14 protein-coding genes and 1 pseudogene are annotated in these 17,317 nt (G+C 64.2%); 2 read left to right on the plus strand and 13 right to left on the minus strand.

The annotated features are described in order from the left end of the window. Positions 1-206, minus strand: a pseudogene (locus AS26_RS03370) (hypothetical protein); the annotation flags it as partial. 165 nt (positions 207-371) lie between these two features. On the opposite strand from AS26_RS03370, the gene AS26_RS03375 reads away from it, so the two are divergent. Beyond that, entirely contained in the window at positions 372-713 is a 342-nt protein-coding gene (locus tag AS26_RS03375; RefSeq protein ID WP_245629583.1) for a hypothetical protein, read from the plus strand. A gap of 63 nt (positions 714-776) precedes the next feature. On the opposite strand, the gene AS26_RS03380 is transcribed toward AS26_RS03375, so the two are convergent. The 5 genes from AS26_RS03380 to AS26_RS03400 all read right to left on the minus strand — a co-directional run bounded on the left by AS26_RS03380 (position 777) and on the right by AS26_RS03400 (position 6,731). Next, entirely contained in the window at positions 777-1,358 is a 582-nt protein-coding gene (locus AS26_RS03380; protein ID WP_062306139.1) for a hypothetical protein, read from the minus strand. 62 nt (positions 1,359-1,420) lie between these two features. Then, positions 1,421-3,850, minus strand: coding sequence for an FtsK/SpoIIIE family DNA translocase (locus AS26_RS03385; RefSeq protein WP_062306141.1), 2,430 nt, complete (start codon positions 3,848-3,850; stop codon positions 1,421-1,423). A gap of 65 nt (positions 3,851-3,915) precedes the next feature. After that, positions 3,916-4,119, minus strand: coding sequence for a YlzJ-like family protein (locus AS26_RS03390; RefSeq protein WP_062306142.1), 204 nt, complete (start codon positions 4,117-4,119; stop codon positions 3,916-3,918). Then, the gene (locus tag AS26_RS03395; protein ID WP_062306144.1) at positions 4,119-4,898 is read right to left on the minus strand and encodes a ClpP family protease; all 780 of its coding nucleotides are present in this window, start codon (positions 4,896-4,898) and stop codon (positions 4,119-4,121) included. Before AS26_RS03395 ends, AS26_RS03390 begins: the two co-directional genes overlap by 1 nt. 177 nt (positions 4,899-5,075) lie before the next feature. After that, on the minus strand, positions 5,076-6,731 hold the full coding sequence (locus AS26_RS03400) for a ribonuclease J (protein ID WP_062306145.1): 1,656 nt from the start codon (positions 6,729-6,731) through the stop codon (positions 5,076-5,078). Between the two features lie 477 nt (positions 6,732-7,208). Between AS26_RS03400 and AS26_RS03405 the strand changes: the two genes are divergently transcribed. Next, positions 7,209-8,303 carry a Glu/Leu/Phe/Val family dehydrogenase gene (locus AS26_RS03405; protein WP_062306147.1) on the plus strand — a complete coding sequence of 365 codons (1,095 nt, stop codon included), beginning with the start codon at positions 7,209-7,211 and terminating at the stop codon, positions 8,301-8,303. Between the two features lie 56 nt (positions 8,304-8,359). Here AS26_RS03405 and AS26_RS03410 read toward each other — a convergent pair whose 3' ends face one another. The 7 genes from AS26_RS03410 to AS26_RS03440 are packed head-to-tail and all read right to left on the minus strand — an operon-like array spanning position 8,360 to position 17,205. Next, positions 8,360-9,118 carry a 3-hydroxyacyl-CoA dehydrogenase gene (locus AS26_RS03410; RefSeq protein WP_062306149.1) on the minus strand — a complete coding sequence of 253 codons (759 nt, stop codon included), beginning with the start codon at positions 9,116-9,118 and terminating at the stop codon, positions 8,360-8,362. Between the two features lie 28 nt (positions 9,119-9,146). Continuing rightward, positions 9,147-10,325, minus strand: a complete 1,179-nt coding sequence (locus AS26_RS03415; protein WP_062306150.1) for a thiolase family protein — start codon at positions 10,323-10,325, stop codon at positions 9,147-9,149. A 4-nt stretch (positions 10,326-10,329) separates the two neighbouring features. Continuing rightward, on the minus strand, positions 10,330-11,976 hold the full coding sequence (locus AS26_RS03420; RefSeq protein WP_062306152.1) for an acetate--CoA ligase: 1,647 nt from the start codon (positions 11,974-11,976) through the stop codon (positions 10,330-10,332). A gap of 26 nt (positions 11,977-12,002) precedes the next feature. Further along, complete coding sequence (locus AS26_RS03425) at positions 12,003-13,085, minus strand: enoyl-CoA hydratase/isomerase family protein (RefSeq protein ID WP_062306154.1); 1,083 nt, start codon at positions 13,083-13,085, stop codon at positions 12,003-12,005. Positions 13,086-13,103: 18 nt separating this feature from the next. After that, the gene (locus AS26_RS03430; RefSeq protein ID WP_062306156.1) at positions 13,104-14,546 is read right to left on the minus strand and encodes a CoA-acylating methylmalonate-semialdehyde dehydrogenase; all 1,443 of its coding nucleotides are present in this window, start codon (positions 14,544-14,546) and stop codon (positions 13,104-13,106) included. A 24-nt stretch (positions 14,547-14,570) separates the two neighbouring features. Beyond that, positions 14,571-15,461: an NAD(P)-dependent oxidoreductase gene (locus AS26_RS03435; protein ID WP_062306157.1), complete on the minus strand. Its 891-nt coding sequence runs from the start codon at positions 15,459-15,461 to the stop codon at positions 14,571-14,573. A gap of 7 nt (positions 15,462-15,468) precedes the next feature. Next, complete coding sequence (locus tag AS26_RS03440) at positions 15,469-17,205, minus strand: acyl-CoA dehydrogenase family protein (protein ID WP_245629581.1); 1,737 nt, start codon at positions 17,203-17,205, stop codon at positions 15,469-15,471. Positions 17,206-17,317 lie beyond the last annotated feature (112 nt).

The raw sequence follows: 17,317 nt of genomic DNA on the forward strand, positions 1-17,317 counted from the left end.
GACACGCGCACGACTTCAACCGCTGTGGCTCCCGCCGTTCCGAGCTCGGCCTCAGACGGCGCAAATGGGGGTGAACCCACAATCTCCACCAGCACAGCGGGCTTGTGAACGGTCGGGCGCATGGACGCGAGGTCCGGCGCACCGCAGCCCGCGACGCTGGCCGCGGCGGCGCAGAGGGCCACCGCAAGCCGCCACTTCCTTCTCACCGTCGACAATCCACTCCCTCTTCGCGGGCTTTGCGAACATCGCTTCACCCTATTGTAAACCTTCCCTGCCGGCTTGTCTCACCCAGGCAGAACTCCGCGCTTGCCTTTCACGCGTCTCTCTCACATGATAAGGGTATACGAAAGGATGATGGCGCCGTGGGAGAGATGGGCGGAGACCACGTGTCCGTAGCCAAAGCGCTGTATCAGCTGGACTTTTATCTCGAGCAGATCGACGCGCCGTTCGACATTTACGACCTCTATGAGGAGGCCTATCGAGAGCTGCGCGGGAAGTACTACGACGAGACCTGGCTCGATCATCTCGACGATCACCCGCATGTGCGCGAGTCGCTCGACGAGCATTTTACACTGCAGACCATCGTGGATGCGCTCCTGCGCACCGGCCACGAACCCGTGGTTCGAGCGCTCATGCGGTCGTTTCGCCGCGAGCAGATCTCCGTTACGCAGCGGTTTATCGACGGCGCAAGCCGACAAAAGGGGCGCCCGTAGGCGCCCCTTTTGTCTTCTCTCGTGTGGTCTTCTGTATGCCTTCCCCTTGAAAGCAGAATCGCTTCAGTTCGCGAGCGGTTTCAGTTCGATCCAACACGCTTGATCCACGCCCGTGTCGTCCTGGTGCGCTTGCTCCATCGCGCCAGCCAGATCTTCCCCTGCCGCCCGGGACGCCAATTGCTTGTAGGCGGTCCGCCCGAGCCCGGCTGTGCCCACGATGGTCCCCCCCTCTGTGAAAGTGATCTCCGCCTCCGCAATCGGCTCTTTCAGCAAGTACAGGTCGCTCATATAGGCGTCCGTGGCGGCGCGCATATCGCGAAACGCCACCGTTGGATTCGGCGCCTGACCGGAGGGCGTCTCCACTTCCACCATGGCCGACACCACGAACTGGCCATCGCCGCGATCGTCGGGCAAAACCGCCAGGTCGTAGAGGCCGGGAACATCGGCAAGACTCGCGGCGATGGCCTCGATCTCCGCGTTCGAGGGAGCGGCTTGGGTGGTCTGAATGGCCCCGCCGGCGCGCTGGACCCCTGCCGGCGCGCGCCCGACGCCGCGATCCGAGAGACGATGTTCCAAGCCCATATACCCGCACAGCGCCACAAAGGCGACTGCCATGACTGCGATGGACAATTTCTCGCGTACCACCCGGCGTCCTCTCCTTGTGTTGGACTAGGACATGTATACGGAACGACGCCGGGGCGTATGCCTCATTCGGCCTGGTGCTGGCGCATGAACGAGGATTTGGCTTGCAGCCACTGCTCCTTCGTGATGAGGACCTCCCGAGGCTTGCTGCCTTCGTACGGCCCCACGATGCCACTCTGCTCCATCTGATCGACGATGCGCGCGGCGCGCGAGTATCCAATGCGAAACCTTCGCTGCAACAGCGACACAGAGGCCTGACCCATCTCCACGACGAGATCGACCGCGTCCATGAACAGGCTGTCGAGCTCCGGCCCCTCCTCGTCCTCCGGTTCCTCCTCGATGGCGGTGCTCAAATCCATCGTGTAGACCGCGTGCTGCTGGTTTTTCACGTACTCCACCAGCCGCTCAATTTCTCGCTCCGACACATAGGCCCCCTGCACGCGCGTCGGTTTGGCCGCGCCCACCGGATAGTAGAGCATGTCGCCCCGGCCGAGCAGCTTCTCGGCGCCGCCCATGTCGAGAATCGTGCGCGAATCCGCCATGGACGAAACGGCGAACGCAATCCGGCTCGGGATGTTCGCCTTAATGAGGCCGGTGATGACGTCGACGGACGGCCGCTGCGTCGCGACGATGAGGTGGATGCCGGCCGCGCGGGCCATCTGGGCCAATCGGCAGATGGCGTCCTCCACGTCATGCGGCGCCACCATCATCAAATCCGCCAATTCATCGACGATCACGACGATGTATGGCAGCGGCTCGAGACCCTCTTCGCGCATGATTTCGTTGAACCGATCGACGTCCCTGGCGCCCCGCTCCGCCATCAGCCGATAGCGGTTCTCCATCTCCTGCACGATTTTCTTCAGCGCGCCGGCCGCCAGCCTGGCGTCGGTCACGACGGGCGTCAGCAGGTGCGGAATGCCGTTGTAGATGCTCAGTTCCACCATCTTCGGATCAATCATCATCAGCTTAACCTCGTGGGGCTTGGCGCGCACGAGCAAAGACGCGATCATCCCGTTGATGCACACGCTCTTGCCCGAACCCGTGGCGCCCGCCACGAGGAGATGGGGCATCTTCTGGAGATCGCCCACAATCGGCGCGCCGGTGATGTCTCGGCCCAGCGCGAGCGCCAGCTTCGCGGGATTGTTCTGAAATTCGGGCGACTCCAGCACCTCACGCAGCGTGACCACGGCGATCTCGTCGTTGGGAATCTCGATGCCGATGACGGATTTTCCGGGCACCGGCGCCTCGATGCGAATATCCCTGGCCGCGAGCGCGAGGGCGATGTCGTCCTGCAGCGACAGGACGCGCGCGACCTTCACGCCGGCCGCGGGTTGAATTTCGTAGCGCGTCACCGTGGGCCCTCGATGAATCTCGACCACGCGAGCCTGCACGTTGAACGACTGAAGGGTGGACTGCAGTTTCTGCGCGTTCTCCTGCACATTGGCCGTGGCGAGCGGCGCGTGCTTGCCCGAAGGTGGGTCAAACAGTGTGATCGGAGGAAGCTGATACGATTCGTCGTGGACCATCGGCCCCACCTCGTACTCGGGCACGACGGCAGCGCCCCGATCTTCCTCGCGCGCCGTCGACGGCCTTTTCCGCTCGCTTCGCGAGGGAAATCGGACCACGAGGCCCTTCGCATCCGTCTCGACCACAGGTTCGTCGTCCTCCGCCCACGGGGGAACGTCGCCTGTCTGCTCCGGCCGGCTGGCGCGAGCCGCAAAATCGTGGATGACGGGCTCCGCCTCGACCTGCGAAGCCTCAGGGGCCACGTCTTCCAAGACATCGCCGTCGATTACGACCGCCGGCCGCGTGGCCCGAGGCGCGTCCTCCACCACCTCCGGCTCAGGATCTTTCTCCCTCCTGAACACCTGGCCCGCTTGTTGGCGAATGTTGGACCACATGCGATCCAACGCCTGCTCCGTGTAGCGGGAACCACGGCGCACCACGCTCACGAGCGACACCTGGAACACGAGGGCGATGCCAATCAGTCCTCCTGCGACAATCACGAGGCGCGGCCCGAGTTCGTAGGTCTGCGGCGAATTGAACAAAAGATGCAAGAGCTGAAAGACGAAAAAGCCAATGAGCCCTCCTCCGGCGCTCGGGGGCGACCCGGAGGTTGGATGAAACACGTACGCGCGCAGCGCTTGCAGCGCGTTCCACTCGCTCGACCAAAAATACGACTGAAGCCCCTGGTCGGCGAGATTGGAATAAAAATTCATCTCAATGAGGGCAAGCATGCAGAGAAGGAGGATCAACAGGCCAAGATGGCGGCCGTCCCACACGAAGCGACTCCTGCGCACCATCATGTACACGGCCGCATAGCCCACCAAAATAGGGATCAGAAAATACCAACTCCCCGCGAGATAGATGCTCACGACGGCCAGGAACTGGCCCACCAGCCCCAAGCGCCCCAGCGCCAGCGCGCAGGCCGTGAGCATCGCCAGACCGGTGACTTCGTATTTCAGCACATTTTTTTGTTGCTGCTTGCGAGCCAATCCTCACCAGTCCCTTCCTTAGACTGATGATTCGACCCGGGCGCTCAAACTCCTGCCTGCGGCCCTCAGCGAAGCGGCGCGCCCGGCTGCCACTCAGGCCGCAGATAGTCACTCGCGATGGGACTGATCAACCGCACAAGTCTCGGCGTGCCGGTTTCGTCCCGCGCGACGATGAGCGTCCGATGTCCGTCCTTCCACTCCTCAAATCGGATCTCCGTGCCCCACCATCCGCTGTAAATCTCGCTCTCGGACAACGTCGTCCACAGCATCACTGAATCACCCCCGGCTGAGGGACGCGTGCGAGCGCGGAGCTCGGTCGGATCTCCTTGCGTTCCCGAATGAGGTCCTTCAGCTTCTTCATCGCCTGTCCGAGGCCGCCCACCTCGTCGCACAGGCCGTACTTGACGGCGTCCCGCCCCACCACGGTCGTCCCAATGTCCTTCGCCATTTCACCCGTGTTGAGCATCAGGTGGCGAAACATGTCTTCCGAGATGCGCGAGTGTTCGACGACGAAGCGAATCACCCGATCCTGCATCTTCTCGAGGTACTCGAACGACTGCTGCACGCCAATCACAAGGCCATTCAAGCGAATGGGATGGATGGTCATGCTGGCCGACTCCGCGATGAACGTGTAATCCGCCGCGACGGCGATGGGCACGCCGATGGAGTGGCCTCCGCCGAGCACGACGGACACCTTAGGCTTGGACATCGAGGCCACCAGTTCCGCAATGGCAAGGCCCGCCTCGACGTCACCCCCCACCGTGTTGAGGATGATGAGCAGCCCGTCGATCTTATCGCTCTCCTCCACCGCGACGAGCTGTGGGATGACGTGTTCGTACTTGGTCGTCTTGTTCTGAGGCGGCAGCACCATGTGCCCCTCAATCTGGCCGATGACCGTCAAGCAGTAGATGTCCCCCGTCACCACGGCCGCGGGTTCGCCCGCACCAAGCGACTCCACGGGCGAAGAGGATTCCTTCGCCTCCTGCGCATCCCCGCCGCCTGCCGCTCCAGCCTTCATGACGGCGTCGTAGGCTGAACTCGTCTCCATGTTTCATCCGCCTCCTGCCGTCCCAGTATCGGCAAAGGGATGCACGTCCATACGCAAGCCGTTTGGGCCGAGTTGCCGAGATGCATGCTCGCAAAAACAACGAGAGCTATCCCCGCTCACCGCGCCCCTCGCGGACCGGGAATAGCTCTCGCGTTGCGGAAGAAGACGCCCGGCCGATCACGCCTCCATGATGATGGGCAGGATCATCGGGCGGCGCCGCGTCTGTTCGTACAGGTACCGCCCCAACGTATCCCGGACAGCCGTCTTCAGCGAAGACCACTCGCTCACGTTATCCGAGACCAGCTTGCTGAGCGTGCTCTCCACGAGGCGATTGGCCTCATCCAACAGCGCCTCCGACTCGCGCACGTAGACAAAACCGCGCGAGATGATGTCGGGACCCGACAGGATGTGCCCCGTCGTCTTGGAGAGCGTGACCACCACGACCAAGATCCCGTCCTGCGACAACAATTTGCGATCGCGCAACACGATGTTGCCGACGTCGCCGACGCCAAGCCCATCGATCATCACAGATCCGGCCGGCACCTTACCGCCGAGGCGCGCTCGGCCGTCCTCAAACTCCACCACGTCTCCAATCTCCGTGATGAAGATGTGGTCTGGCTGAATGCCGAGCTGGACGGCGAGATCGGCGTGGATCCGCTGCATGCGAAACTCGCCGTGCACCGGGAGGAAGTATTTCGGGCGCACGAGCTGAAGCATCCACTTGAGTTCTTCCTGACTCCCGTGCCCCGAAGCGTGGACGCCGCGGTAAATCACGTGAGCGCCCGCGCGGAACAGCTGATCGATGGTCCTTGCCACGAACTTTTCGTTGCCGGGAATCGGCGAACTCGCCAACACGACGGTGTCGCCCGGCACAATTTCGATTTTGCGATGCGCTGCGCGAGCCATGCGGGTGAGCGCGGACATCGGCTCCCCTTGGCTGCCCGTGGAGAGGATGACAACCTTCTCGGGCGGCAGCTTATTCACCTCGTCCGGATCGATCAGCGTGTCCGGCTGCGCCTCCAGGTATCCCAGCTGCAGCGACGTCTGAACGTTGTTGACCATGCTGCGGCCGACGATGGCGACTTTGCGGCCATGGCGCTCCGCCGCCCGGATCATGAGCTGCAGGCGGTGGATGTTTGACGCAAAGGTGGACAGAATCACGCGCCCGGGAGCTTGACTGATGATCTCGTCGATCCGGATGCCGACCGTCATCTCCGACGGCGTATAACCCGGCCGTTCCGCGTTCGTGCTGTCGCCGACGAGGGCCAGCACGCCTCGCGCTCCCCACTGTGCCAGTTTGTGGATATCCGCGCGCCGCCCGTCAATCGGCGTCTGGTCGAATTTGTAGTCGCCCGTATGAATGACGACACCTTCCGGCGTTTCGATGGCAAAGCCGACCGTGTCCGGAATACTGTGGTTCACGTAGAACGGGGACACCGCGAACTGGCCGAGTTGGACGCGCGACTTTCCATCCATGGTGACGAGCTTCACGTCATGCACGCCCGCCTCGCGCAACTTGTTCTCCACCAGGCCGAGCGTCAAACGCGTTCCGTACACCGGCACGTTGATCTCGCGAAGCACGTACGGAAGTCCGCCGATGTGGTCTTCGTGTCCGTGCGTGAGAAAGATGCCGCGAATTTTCTCGCGATTCTCGACCAAAAACGTGATATCCGGAATCACGATGTCGATGCCGAGCATATCTTCATCAGGAAACTTGAGCCCCGCATCGACGACGATCATGTCCTGCCCGTACCAGTACAGCGTCATGTTCTTTCCGATCTCCCCGACTCCACCGAGCGGGATGATCGAAAGTCTCGACTTCGATTTTGGCATTTTGCACCTCCGTTACCATACCCAAGGAATTCAGCGACACGATCACGACCAGCCCTCCCGGTCTCCTTTCGCAGTTCCCTCGACATGCAAAAAAAAGCCCGCTCAGACCAAGGCCGTGTCTTTCTGTGCATCGAACGCGCTCAAACGGACCACCCGACCCGTTCCATCCGCTTTCACGCCATTCGTTGTCTCCGCGCCAGGGCTCGCACATCCTCGCGCGAATAAGCCGCACATGTCACTATCAGTGTCATTATACTCCCGTTCGGATCCTGACACAACCATCAATCCGTCCTTGCTGACCAGAGCCTTTGCAGCGCGCCGGCGTGCGTCACGCCTCGATCCTGCCCAGAGATGTAGTATTCCATCAGAAAACATGCTACAATTGAGGTTGATTGAAAGCGCTTGCAAACGAGCGCCGCCCTATCGTTCTGGTAGGACCGCCGGAACGGCATACTCCGTGGGGAGGTCTCGAAGGACATGGAACTTTTTACTCGCATGGTCCAATTCGATTACGAGCAGGTGATCTTCTGCTACGACAACGCCTCCGGCCTGCGCGCCGTGATCGCCATCCACGACACGACGCTCGGCCCCGCGCTCGGCGGATGCCGGATGTGGACGTACGCCTCTGAAGAGGACGCGGTGGTCGACGCGCTCCGCTTGGCGCGCGGCATGACCTACAAGGCGGCTGCGGCCGGGCTGAATCTCGGCGGCGGCAAGACGGTCATCATGGGAGATCCGCGAAAGGACAAGAGCGAGGCCCTGTTTCGCGCCTTGGGGCGGTACATCCACAGCTTGGGCGGGCGATACATCACCGCCGAAGACGTGGGCACAACCGTCCAGGATATGGACCTCATTCACCTCGAGACGCCGTACGTGTGCGGCATTTCGCCAAGCTACGGTTCGAGCGGCAACCCAAGCGGCATGACGGCCCTCGGCGTGTTCCGCGGGATTCAGGCGAGCGCCAAGTACCTGTACGGCACGGACGATCTCGCCGGGCGCCGCGTCGCGGTTCAGGGGCTTGGAAGCGTCGGATACGAACTGGCTCGCCTCCTGCACGGCGCCGGAGCCGAGCTGCTGGTCGCCGACGTCAACCCCTTGCAGGTGGAGCGCGCAGTCAGTGAATTTGGAGCGCAGGCGTTGTCTCCTCAAGACATCCTGAGCGCCGAATGTGAGATTCTGGCGCCCTGCGCGCTCGGAGCAGTCTTGAATGACGAAACCATCCCGCGGATTCGGGCCCAGATCATCGCGGGTTCCGCGAACAACCAGCTAGCCGAAGAGCGACACGGAGATCTGCTCCACGAGCGAGGCATTTTGTACGCGCCTGACTACGTCATCAACGCAGGTGGACTCATCAACGTGGCCGACGAGCTCGAAGGGTACCACCCGGAACGCGCGCGGTCGAAGGTGGAGCGGATCTACGACATCATGCTGAACCTGTACAAGCTGTCGTCGGAGCGCAATATCCCGACGTACCGGGCCGCGGACGAGATGGCGATGAAGCGGATTGAGACCCTGCGACAGGTGCGAAGCAGTTACCTGGGTCATCATGAACCGGTGCGGCGCGGACGCTGATCCGCACATGGGAAAGGCGCGGGGCTCCTCCCCCGCGCCTTTTCGCATCCGCGCATTTACCTCGGCTGCATGCGCAGCGCTCCGTCGAGGCGAATCACCTCTCCGTTCAACATCGGGTTCTCCACGATGTGGCGCGCGAGGAGCGCGTATTCGCGCGGACGCCCGAGCCGCTGGGGGAACGGAACCTGCTGTCCGAGCGACTGGCGCGCGGCCTCGGGCAGGCCCATGAGAAGCGGCGTCTCGAAGATGCCTGGCGCGATACTCACCACCCGAATCCCGTAGGCGGCCAGTTCGCGCGCTGCAGGCAGCGTGAGCCCCACGATGCCGCCCTTGGACGCCGCGTACGCCGCCTGGCCGATCTGACCCTCGTAAGCGGCGATGGACGCGGTGTTGATGATCACGCCGCGTTCGCCGTCTTCGAGAGCCGGCGCCTCGGCAACGCGCGCGGCCACGAAGCGCATCACGTTGAACGTGCCGACGAGATTCACCTGAATCACGCGCGCGAAGCTGTCCAGCGAGTGAACGCCGCGCTTGGACAGGATCTTTTCCGCCGTGGCGATGCCGGCGCAATTCACCGCGCCGCGGAGCGCGCCGCCCCGCGCGACTTCCTCCACCGCCGCGCGCACCGCGTCCTCATCCGTCACGTCGACCCGGAAATATGAGCCGTCAATCTCCTCGGCCACCCGCTTACCGCGTTCCTCCTGCACGTCAAAGATGGCGACCTGCGCGCCGGCCTCCGCGAATGCCCGCGCTGTGGCTTCACCGAGCCCGGATCCGCCGCCCGTCACAATGAACGCCACACCTTCAAGTTTCATCGCTCAACCTCCACGTGACACGCTAGACTCATGCTTCGATCCGCTCGATCACGGTCGCGTTCGCCATGCCCGCCCCCTCGCAGATGGCGATGAGCCCAAACCGCCCGCCGCGATCCTCGAGCGCGTTCAACAACGTCGCCGCAATGCGAGTCCCCGTCGCGCCGAGCGGATGTCCGAGCGCGATGGCGCCGCCGTGGACGTTCACGCGGTCCCACGGCGCGCCAATCTCCTTTTGCCAGCCCAGGACCACGGGCGCAAACGCCTCGTTCACTTCGAACAGGTCGATGTCCTCGACCTTGAGCCCGGCGTTTTGCAGCACCTTTTGCGTCGCCGGGATGGGCCCGGTCAACATGGTCACCGGGTTCACGCCGACGACACTGAACGCGACAAACCGAGCGCGCGGCCGCAATGCCAACTTTTCGGCCGTCTCCCGGCGCATCACCAGTGCGGCGCTCGCGCCATCCGAGATCTGGCTCGCGTTGCCCGCCGTGATGAGCTCTAAGTCTGGGAAGGCCGGCTTCAGGGACAACATCTTCTCGAGCGACGTATCGGTCCGAATGCCCTCGTCCTGCTCGAACCACCCCGACCGTTTGGCAAGCGCGAGCGGCACCGGCACGATTTCGCGCCGAAACTTCCCTTCGCCTCGGGCCTTGGCCGCCAACTGGTGGCTCCTCAGGCCGAACTGATCGAGATCCTCCCGCGAGAACCCCCACTCTTTGGCAAGCAGCTCCGCACCGAGCGCCTGATCGAAAAAGGAGCGATTGTACTGGCGCATGTGATAGCGCGCTTCCAGCGATTCCGTCATCGGCGTGCCATAGACGCCGATGGAAGACATCATAGGCACGCGCGACATCGCCTCGACGCCGCAGGCGATGGCAATCTCGTACGCCCCGCTCATCACGCCCTGCGCGGCGAAGTGAAGCGCCTGCAGGCTCGACCCGCACTGGCGATCGATGGTGCATCCCGGCACGGACTCCGGCAGCCCGGCCGCGAGCCACGCGTTGCGAGCGATGTTGACCGCCTGGTCGCCAATCTGCGTCAGGCACCCTGCGATCACGTCGTCCACCGCCTCGGGAGGCAGCTGGTTGCGCTCGACGATGGAGCGCAGGACGTGCCCCAACAGATCCACCGGGTGCACGTCCTTCAGCGCGCCGTTCCTACGCCCAATAGGCGTGCGGACGGTGTCGACAATGACAGCCTCGTACATGAAGTCAGCCTCCCTGCCCCTCGTGCGCGTTGCGGTGCCGCTTCCACTCCCGCTCCCGGAGCTCGACGCGGCGGATCTTGCCCGACGTCGTCTTCGGCAAATCCTCCACGAATTCGATGGCGCGCGGATACTTGTAGGGCGCGGTGATCTGCTTCACGTGCTCCTGAAGTTCGCGCACCAGCGCCTCGCGCCGCTCGCCGTCGTGGGCGAGCGTTCGGTGGAGTTCGGGATCCTTTAAGACGACGAACGCCTTCACGATGGCGCCCCGCACCTCGTCGGGGCTCGACACCGCCGCGCACTCCCGCACCAGCGGATGCTTCACGAGCGCGTCCTCCACTTCAAACGGCCCGATGGTGTATCCAGCGCTGATGATGATGTCGTCCGCGCGGCCGCTGAACCAAAGGTAGCCGTCCGCGTCCTTCTCGGCGCGATCGCCCGTGATGTACCACGCGCCCCGAAACTGCGCCTGGGTTCGCTCGTCGTCCTTGTAATAACCTCGGAAGAGCGCCGGAAAGTCGCGCCTGACCGCGATGTCGCCAACCTGGCCCGGCGGAAGCGGCCGGCCCTCTTCGTCGACCACGTCCACGGCCCCTTCGACCGTCGGCAGCCCCATCGAACCGGGGCGCACCTCCGTGTCCACGCACGTCGCGATAAGCAGCGTGTTCTCCGTCTGCCCATACCCGTCGCGAACGGTGATCTGGAAATAGCGGCGGAACGTGTCGATGACCTCGCGATTGAGCGGCTCGCCCGCGCTCACCGCCTGGCGAAGCGACGAAAGGCGAAACCGTTCCAAACCGTCCACCTTGGCCATCATGCGGTACTCCGTCGGCGTCGCACAGAGCACGTTCACCTGTTCATCGTCGATGAGCGCAAGGAACGTCTCCGCGTCGAATCGGCCGCTGTAGTGAAAACCGGTTGCCCCCGACATCAGCGTGGCCACAAACGGGCTCCAGATCCACTTCGCCCATCCGGGCCCTGCGGTGGCCCAGACGACGTCGTCCGGCTCGATGCCGAGCCAGCGCTTCGCGGCGATGTGCCAGTGCGCGTGCGCCCAGCCGTGCACGTGCATCACGCCTTTGGGATAGCCCGTCGTCCCGGAGGTGTACGACAGGAAGGCGAGATCGTCCCGGCGAGTCGGAACCACCTCCCACTCGCCTGCCGCGCCGCGCACGAGGTCGTCGTACGCCAGCCAGCCTTCTCGCGAGCCCTCGACCACGACGCGCATGGCTACCGACGGCGCCTCGGCCATGGCCGCCTCGGCGCGCTCAGCGAGCGCCGCGTGGGCGATCACGCCCTTCGCCTCCGCGTGCCTCAGGCGATAGGCGATGTCGTTGGGCATGAGCAACTCGGACCCGGGCAGAACGACGGCGCCGAGCGAGAGAAGAGCAAGATACACGGCGTAGGTCTCCGGCCGGCGGGGCATCAACACAAGCACCCGGTCGCCCTTCTGCAGGCCGAGATCGTGAAGGGACTGCGCCAAGCGAAGGGACTCGCGGCGCAGCTCGCCGTACGTCAACGTGCGCTTCGCACCTGCTTCCGAGCGCCACACGAGCGCACGCCTCGACGCGTCTCGATCCAAAATGGCGCTCGCGATGTTGAACACGTCCGGTGCCAAAAGGTCGGCAAATGCCGCGGTCTGGGATGGCTCCATCTCACCACGCTCCTCTCCAGGAAGCTCTACGGGCGCGAATCGGCAAACGGGATGGAAGGACGGGCAATGGGTTCGAAAAACGCCTCCACTTCTTCGGGCGCAACGCTCGCCAGATCGGCGTGGCGCCATTTGGGGCGCCGGTCCTTGTCGACGAGCTGGGCGCGAACGCCCTCGAGAAAGTCACCCTGGCGAATGAACTGCAGGGCGAGGACGAGATCCGTCTCCAGCACCTCGCGGTACGTCGCGCTTCGCGCGCGGCGGAGCGCCTCGAAGGTCACCGCCAAGGAGAGCGGCGAGCGCTGGCGCAGGATCTCGAGCGACTGTGCCGCGAACGGATCGCCCGAGGCACCCTCTCGCAAGCGCGCCAGGATGTCAGCGAGCGACGGGGCGTCGAAATAGTCCTTCACGCGCCGGAGAAAGTCGGCCACCTCCTCCGACGACGGCTGGCGATGAGCGGCGAGCCTTGCGCCCAGAAACCGCTGGATGTCCTCCGCCGTCTCGCCCTGTTCGCCCCGCCGCGCGAGCTCCGCCGTAAACGACGGCCGCTCGCCGCCCGGGAGCCAGCCGTTGGCCAGGCCCGCCGCGAGCAGCACGTCGGCGCCCACGGACTCGCCGGTGAGCGCGAGGTAGACCCCTAAGCCCCCTTCCATCCGGCTGAGCGCGTGACACATGCCGACGTCAGGGAAGAAGCCGATGCCGGTCTCAGGCATCGCGAACCGCGTGCGATCCGTCGCGATCTTCCACACGGCGCCGTAGGTGAGCCCGACCCCGCCACCCATCACGATGCCGTCCCACAGGGCGACCACTGGCTTTGGAAACCGCGCGACGCGATCGTCGAGCGCGTACTCCTCGGAGAAAAAGGCGGACGCGGTCTCGAGGTTGGGCTCATCCTTCGCGTCGTACAGCGCTCGAATGTCGCCGCCGGCGCAGAAGGCGCGATCCCCTTCGCCGTACAGCACGACGATCTCGACCGACGGATCCTGCGCCACCTCGTCCAAATGGCGGCGAAGGAGCCGAATCATCTCGAGGCTCAGGGCGTTCAGCTGCTTCGGCCGATTGAGCCCGAGCCAAGCCACCGTGCCGGTCTGTCGAAACAAGACGCTCTCCATACTCCACCTCGCTCTCCCTCAAAACCAACGCGTCGAGACGACCTTCTTCCGCGTGAAAAACTGGACGAGCTCCTTGCCGTTCTCGCCCGTCACGCCGTAGAAGGAGTCCTTGTGCCCGCCAAACGGGAAGAAGGCCACGGGAAGCGGCACGTTGACGTTGATGCCGACCATGCCCGCGTCGATGCGATCCCGGAAGACCTGAGCCGCCTTGCCGCTCTGCGTGTACAGGATGGCGCCGTTGGCGTAGCGCGAACGGTTGGCGATGGCGATGGCCTCGTCGAGATCGCGCGCCCGCACGACGGAAAGCACTGGACCGAACAACTCCTCCTGCCAGACGCGCATCTCGGGGGTCACGCCGTCGAGCAGGCACGGGCCGAGGTAAAAGCCCTCCGGGTGTTCCTCGATGGCTGGGCGTCCGTCCACCACCAGCCGGGCGGACATCGCCGCCTCGTCGACATAGGCGCGGACGCGATCGCGATGTTCCCTGCGGATGAGCGGCGTGACGTCCACGCCCTCCTCGAAGCCGTGGCCAATTTTCATGCGCCGCGCGCCCTCGGCCAGCCGCTCCACCACCTCGTCCGCGATGGAACCCACGGCCACGACGACCGAGGTGGCCATGCAGCGCTGGCCGCCGTTGTGAAACGCCGCGCGCAGTATACCGTCGACGGTCGGCTCGAGCACCGCGTCCTCCAGTACAATCGCGTGATTCTTCGCCCCCGCGAACGCCTGCACCCGCTTGTGGTGGCGCGCCGCGGTCTCGTACACGTAGGCGGCCGTTTTCGTCGAGCCGGTGAAGTTCACGGCGACAATGTCGGGGTGGGACAGGATGGCGTCCACGGCCTCCTTGCCGCCGTTCACTGCCTGCAGCACGCCCGGGGGCAGTCCCGCTTCGTGGAACATCTCGACCAGGCGAAGCGTGGTCGTGGGCGTCTGCTCGGACGGTTTCAGAATCAGCGCGTTGCCGGTCACCACCGCCCAGCCCATGACCCACAGCGGGATCATGGCCGGGAAGTTGAACGGCGTGATGCTGGCGACGACGCCCAAGGGATACCGGTAGTACGTCTGCTCAAGCCCTTCGGACACCTCGGCAAGCGATTCGCCCATCATCAAGGTCGGCGCGGACAGCGCGTGTTCGATGCCCTCGATGCCGCGATCCACCTCGGCCTGCGCGTCCGCGTAACTCTTGCCGTGCTCCGTCGTGATCATCCTGGCGATATGGTCCCGCTCCGCCTTCAATGTCGCCAGGAAGTCAAACACCACTCGGGCCCGCTTGACGACCGGCACCCGGCTCCACGACGCGAACGCGCGCTTGGCGCCTTCCACCGCCCGCGCCACGTCGGCGTGCGTCGAAAGCGGTGTCTCGGCGATGACCTCTCCGGTCGCGGGATTGTACACCGGTACAGCGCCTTCGCACTGAATCTCCACCCAACTTCCATCGACATAGTTCTGCAGTCGGCGCATGCAGATTCCCCTCTCTCCAGGCGATCACGCCCGCTCGTCGTTCTTGATGTCCTGGATGTAGCGGTACATGGCGGCCATGTCGAGATCGGCATATCCATGTTCAGCCGCCTTCTCGTACATGCCGATGAGCACGTCCGTCATCGGCAACTCGAGTCCTTTCGCGGCGGCCATGTCCTTGGCGAGGTGCAGATCTTTAATCAACAGCCGCGTCGTGAAGCCCGGCTCGTAGAAGTCCTTCGAGATGAACAATTTCCAGTTGCGCTCGTAAATGCGGCTCTGCCCGTAGCTCACGTTCAGGATGGAGAACAGCTGCTCGAGGTCCATCCCCATCTCTCCCGCGAGCGTGAGCGCCTCAGCCACCGCGAGCGTGTAATAGCCGATGAAATAGTTGTTGACGAGCTTCACGACCGATCCGGCCCCGACGTCCTCGCTGATGTGAAACACGTTTTGGCCGATGAGGTCGAGCATCGGCTTCGCCCGCTCAAATGCCGCTTTGGGCCCTCCCACCATCACCGTGAGCGACCCGTCCACCGCGCGTTCCACCCCGCCTGACACCGGCACACCGAGGTAGTCAATACCGCGGGTTGCGAGCGTCTCCGCCACTCGATGGTTGACCTGAGGCGACACGGTGCTGAAGTCGATGACCAACTGGCCGCTGTGCCCTTCTTGCGCCACGACTCCGCCGAACACCTCCGTCACCTCAGCAGGGCCCGGCAGACTCGCACACAACACGTCCGCCGCGCGCACCACCTCATGCACCGACGCGCACGCCTTGCCCCCCTCGCGCGCAAACGCCTCCACCGCGTGCTGCGCGACGTCGTAGCCATGCACCTCGTACCCGCCGCGCACCAAGTTCAGGCTCATCGGCAGTCCCATCTTGCCGAGGCCCAAAAAGCCAATCACTGGTTTCTCCATGAACCGCTCACCTCACCCGATCCAATACATACTCTGCGATGGTCTCCAGTTGGCCGATCTCGTCCGGGACCGTCAGGGGGTCAAACGGCACGCCCACGTGGCGCGCGACCTCGGCGAGCGGCGCGAAACCGTGTCGAACGGCGTCCGCCCAGGCGACGGCGGCCAGCTCCGCGCCGAGATCGCGCGCGGGTCCTTTCGCGTCGGCGCCCAGGGCGATGCGGGCGAGCGCGGACTCCAACGCGTACAGCCACATGTTCGCATCCGCCAGGCGTCGGACGAGCATCTGCTGTTCGACGAGTTGCTCTCCGTCGCGGGCGAGTGCGGCCTCGAGGACCGCGTCGAAGAGCGCCCGCATGGCGCGCAGGGCGCCTTCGGCGCCCTCAAGCGTGGCGCGCAAGCGTCCGGCGGGAAGGCGAGTGGCCGTGGAGGGCGCCGCGGTAGGCGACGACGGACCCCCAAGTGAACAAGCGCTTGCTTCCTGAGCGCGAACATGGAGCAGGTCCCTCACGGCCGCCAGCCGGTTGATCTCGTTCGTTCCTTCAAAGATGCGCGTAATGCGGGCGTCTCGGTACATCCGCGCGATTTCGTAATCCTCCATGTAGCCATAGCCGCCGTGGATCTGGACGGCCTCGTCGATGACGAAGGCCTGAACTTCGGTGGCGAGCACCTTGTTCAGCGAGCAGGCCGCGATGCACGACGACAGGGCCGATGCCACGCCCCGCACTTTCGCTTCGGGATCCAGATCCGACCGGAGCGCGAGTTCAAGCGCCCGCTTTTTTCCGGGAGCAAGTTCGCCCGCCGTCCGATAGGCTGCACTCCGCGCCACAAAGTAGCGCGCCGCCATATAGCCGAGCTTTTCCCGGATCATGCCGAAGGAGGCGATAGGCACGCCGAATTGACGCCGCTCCTTGGCGTACGCCGCGGCCAGCCGGATGGCTCGCCTCGTCTGGCCCAGGGCGTAGAGCGCCATCTTGTGCCTCGCCAAATTGAGAACGGAGAGGGCAATCCGGTGTCCATGACCAGGCGCCCCAAGCAAGGCGGATTCCGGAACGTCCACGTCATCGAGGATGAGCGAAGCCGTCGGGCTCGCGTGAATGCCGACCTTGCGCTCCTCCTTGCCCACGGAAAGCCCCGGCCGGTCTCGATCCACGACGAAAGCGGTCATGCCGCGACCGAAAAGCTGGGCAAACACCACGTACACGCCGGCGACGCGCGCGTTCGAGATCCACTGTTTTTGTCCAGACAACACGTAGCATCCGCGCGCTTCGTCTCGCCGGGCGCTGGTTTTGCCGTGGAGCGCATCCGAGCCTGCATCCGGTTCCGTGAGCGCGTACGACGCAATCATTTCTCCGGCGGCAAGCCGCGGCAGATACGCAGCGCGCTGCGCTTCGTCGCCAAAGTACAGAATCGGGTGAAGCGCGACGCCGCTGTGAATGTTGATGGACACGCCAAACCCTGCCGTCTCTCCGAGCGCCTCGGACACCAACGAGGACGCAAGGGGATCCAGCGCCAGTCCCCCGTACGCCTCTGGCAGATCCACGCCGATGAGGCCCAATTCCCCGGCCTTTCGATAAAGCGCTTTCAGCACAGCGACGTCGCCCGACTCCAGTGCCTCCATGCGCGGAAGGACGTCTCGTTCCGCAAAGGAACGCGCCGTCTCCTCAATCAGGCGGTGCTCGTCGCTTCGGCGCTCCGGCGTGAGCGCGTCGTTCAACGCGGGGTGGGATTCCTGGATGACATCCACCGTGCGACGCATCCCCTTTCGCCGAGCCAGTCCTGCAAGCGATTTCAAACGCGCGTGCGCTCTCCTGCGCGTGCGGTACCCGCTTCGGTTGGCTCGCGCACAACATTATGCA

Origin of the sequence: Alicyclobacillus sendaiensis NBRC 100866, assembly GCF_001552675.1 — a bacterium.
Lineage (GTDB): Bacteria > Bacillota > Bacilli > Alicyclobacillales > Alicyclobacillaceae > Alicyclobacillus > Alicyclobacillus sendaiensis.